This is a genomic window from Burkholderia stagnalis (genome assembly GCF_902830275.1).
GTDB lineage: Bacteria > Pseudomonadota > Gammaproteobacteria > Burkholderiales > Burkholderiaceae > Burkholderia > Burkholderia stagnalis.
In genome coordinates this window covers 1-3,176 of the sequence record NZ_CADESW010000053.1, presented here as the reverse complement: position 1 = coordinate 3,176, position 3,176 = coordinate 1, and the positions used below count along the sequence as shown (strand labels likewise).

Here is a 3,176-nt window from a genome sequence, read left to right as displayed (position 1 = left end):
GCCCGCGCCGAATCGGTCAAGAACCACGGCCTCGAGATTTTCGTCCAGTGCCTGTACATGGTTCCGTTCGTCGGCAATGCGATGTCGCTCTACGACGTCGGCGTCGACATCTACCGGATCTGCAGCGAACCGGGCGGCGCGAAGAAAGTCCTCGGCTGGAGCATCCTCGCGATCGACGCGATCGGCGTCGTGCCCGCCGCAGGCAACGCGACGCGACCGGCGCGCGCGGTCGTCAAGGAAGTGTTGCTCGCATTCGCGAAGGGCGCGGGCGCGGCGGTGCTGGTCGATCTGTTCTGGGCAACGGCCGGTGGCGACGTGCTCGCGTTCATGGCCGATCTGGATGCGCACCTGAAGCAATGGAGGGGCGACATCGTCAAAGGCGTGCGCGAGGCGTCGCAGACGGTGCGGCGCTTCGTGATCAACCCCGTCTCGGCCGCCGAACAGATGGGGCGCATCAAAAAGAACAGCGGCTTCCTGTCGTGGGTGCCGTCCACCGAGGAAATCGCGCTGCACGGGATCGATCAGTTGCTCAAGCTGTCCGGCCAGCGCGACGCGATCGTCGCGTGGCTCGACGAATTCGACCGCAACACGGGGCCGATGCTCGATGCGGCGTTCGGCGACGTGGCCCAGGCCGGCAGCCTGCTGTTCATGGCCGCGCAGATCACCGCGGAGATCAAGGCGCGGCGCGCGCGCAAGGTGCCGTCGCACGTCACCCAGGCCGCACCGGGCACGATGCTGGCGCCGCACCGGAAGCGCGGCGAGCATCGCGATTCGACACAGAAGGGCGCGCAGCCGAGCCCGCTGCCGGCCAAAGATGGCTGCGGGTGCCCGCCCACCGCGAGCGCGAAGCCGGTCAACTACGCGATGGGCGACGAGAACCTCGCGCAGACCGACTTCATGCTCGACGGGATCGTGCCGATCGTGTGGACACGACGCTACCGGTCGAGCCTGGCCGCCTACGACGCGAGCCCGCTCGGCGCGCGCTGGAGCAGCCCGTATCACCTGTCGCTGGAAGAGCGGGACGGCGCGCTGACGTTCTTCGATCCCGACAACCGCGCGGTGCCGTTGCCGCCGGTCGGCGTCGGCGAATCGGTCGAGGTGCCGGCCGAGCAGCTCGTCATCACGCGCCCGGACGGCCGGCGCATTCAACTGGCCTATCCCGACGGCAGTCGCGAGGATTACGAACGACATGGCACGGTGACGCATGCGCGCTATCGCCTCGTCTCGCGCCAGGGCCGCGATGGCCTCGGCCTGAGCTTCTCGTACAACGAAGCCGGCGAACTCGCCACGCTGAGCGACGGTGCGCAGAACACGATCCGCCTCGACTATGTCGACGGACGGGTATCGGCGATTTACCGCGACGGCGTGCCCGGCCTCGCCCGGGAAGCGCTCGCGCGCTACACCTACAGCCCGGAAGGCGACCTGACCGGCCACGTCGACATGCTGGGATTCCGGCGCACGTACGCGTACCGGCAGCACCTGCTCACGCGCTACACGGACTACAACGGCCACGCCGCGAATCTGGCGTGGGACTGGCCGGGCCAGCGCGAAGGCGTGCCCGCGCCGGCCGACGCGAAGTGCGTGCGCACCTGGCTTGGCCACGACGGGCAGCCGGTTCAGGACGACACGCATTTCGAGTACCACCGCGAACACTGGTACACGAAGGTCACCGATGCGAGCGGCCACGCGACGATCCACCGCTACGACCATCACAACCGGATCGTGCTGGTCGAACATGCGGACGGCTCGACCGAGGCATTCGAGTGGGACGCGCACAACAACCTGGTCGGCATCCGGAATGCACTGGGCCAGACGCAGCGCTTCGACTACGACGCGCAGGGGCGGGTCACCGCCGAGACGGACGCGCTCGGCAACACGACGCGCACCGAATACGGCGCGCACGGCCTGCCGATCAAGGTCACGGCGCCGGATGGCCGGGTCGCGCAGACCGAATACGATCCGCTCGGCCGGCCGGTCTCGGCGACGGACGCCGCCGGGCGGACCACGCGCTACGCCTGGAGCGGTACCGGCCGCTTGCTGTCGCTGACCGACCCGAAAGGCGGCGTGAAGCGCTTCCGTCACGACAACGCGGGGCGGCTCGTCGAGTCGACCGACTGTTCCGGCCACGCGACGCGCTACGGCTACGACGAGCGCGGCCACCTGTCGCGCGTCACCGATGCCGAGGGGCACGTGACGCGCTACCGCTGCGACGCGCGGGGACAGGTCACCAGCGTCACGCACCCGGACGGGGTCGACGAGCACTTCACGTGGGACGGCGAAGGCAACCTGCGCACGTATCGGGACGGCGCGGGCCAGGTCACCGAATACGCGTTCAATGCCCGCCGGCAGCCGACCTGGCGCAAGGATGCGGCGGGCCGGCAGCTGACGTATGCATACGACCGGCAGTGGCGGCTGACCACGCTGACCAACGAGAACGAGGCGCAGACCCGGTTCCGCTACGACCCGCTGGGGCAGTTGATCGAACAGACGGACTTCGACGGCAGCACGACCCGCTACCGGTGGGACGAGGCGGGACGGCTGGCCGGTTCGACCGAAGGCGAGGTGGAGACGGCCTACACGCGCGACCCGCTCGGGCGGCTCACGCGGCGCGAGATCGAGGGGCCGGGCGGCCGTGGCAGGGTCCATGAGCATTTCTATTACGACGCGCGAGGCCGGCTGACGACCGCGCAGGGCCACGACAGCACGGTCCGGCTCTATTACGACGACGCCGACAACCTGATCGCCGAAGCGCAGACCCACGGCCCGGACATGGGCGCCGCCTACACGGCGGTGACGCGGCATGAATACGACGCACTCGGCAACCGGATCCGGACGCAACTGCCGAATACACGCACGATCGACTGGCTGCGCTACGGCTCGGGCCATGTGCACGGGGTGCTGCTGGACGGCCAGCCGCTGGTCGATGTCGAGCGCGACAAGCTGCATCGCGAGATTGCGCGCCGTCACCGCAGTTTCGAGCAGCGACGCGAATACGATCCGGCCGGACGGCTGCAGCGGATGATCGTGCGCCGCGATGCGCATGCGCTGCCGACGGACTGGCTCGCCGCGCGGCAGTACCGGTACGACGCGGCGGGACGCCTGACGCGCATCGAGGATCGTGCGCGCGGGGCAACCGATTACACGTACGACCCGGTGGGGCGGTTGCTGAAGGCGGT

At 69.2% G+C, this 3,176-nt stretch carries 1 protein-coding gene; it reads left to right on the top strand.

The features are described 5' to 3' along the window. The coding region (locus HWY45_RS36120; RefSeq protein ID WP_176118470.1) for a DUF6531 domain-containing protein at positions 1–3,176 on the top strand (3,176 nt) is incomplete at both ends.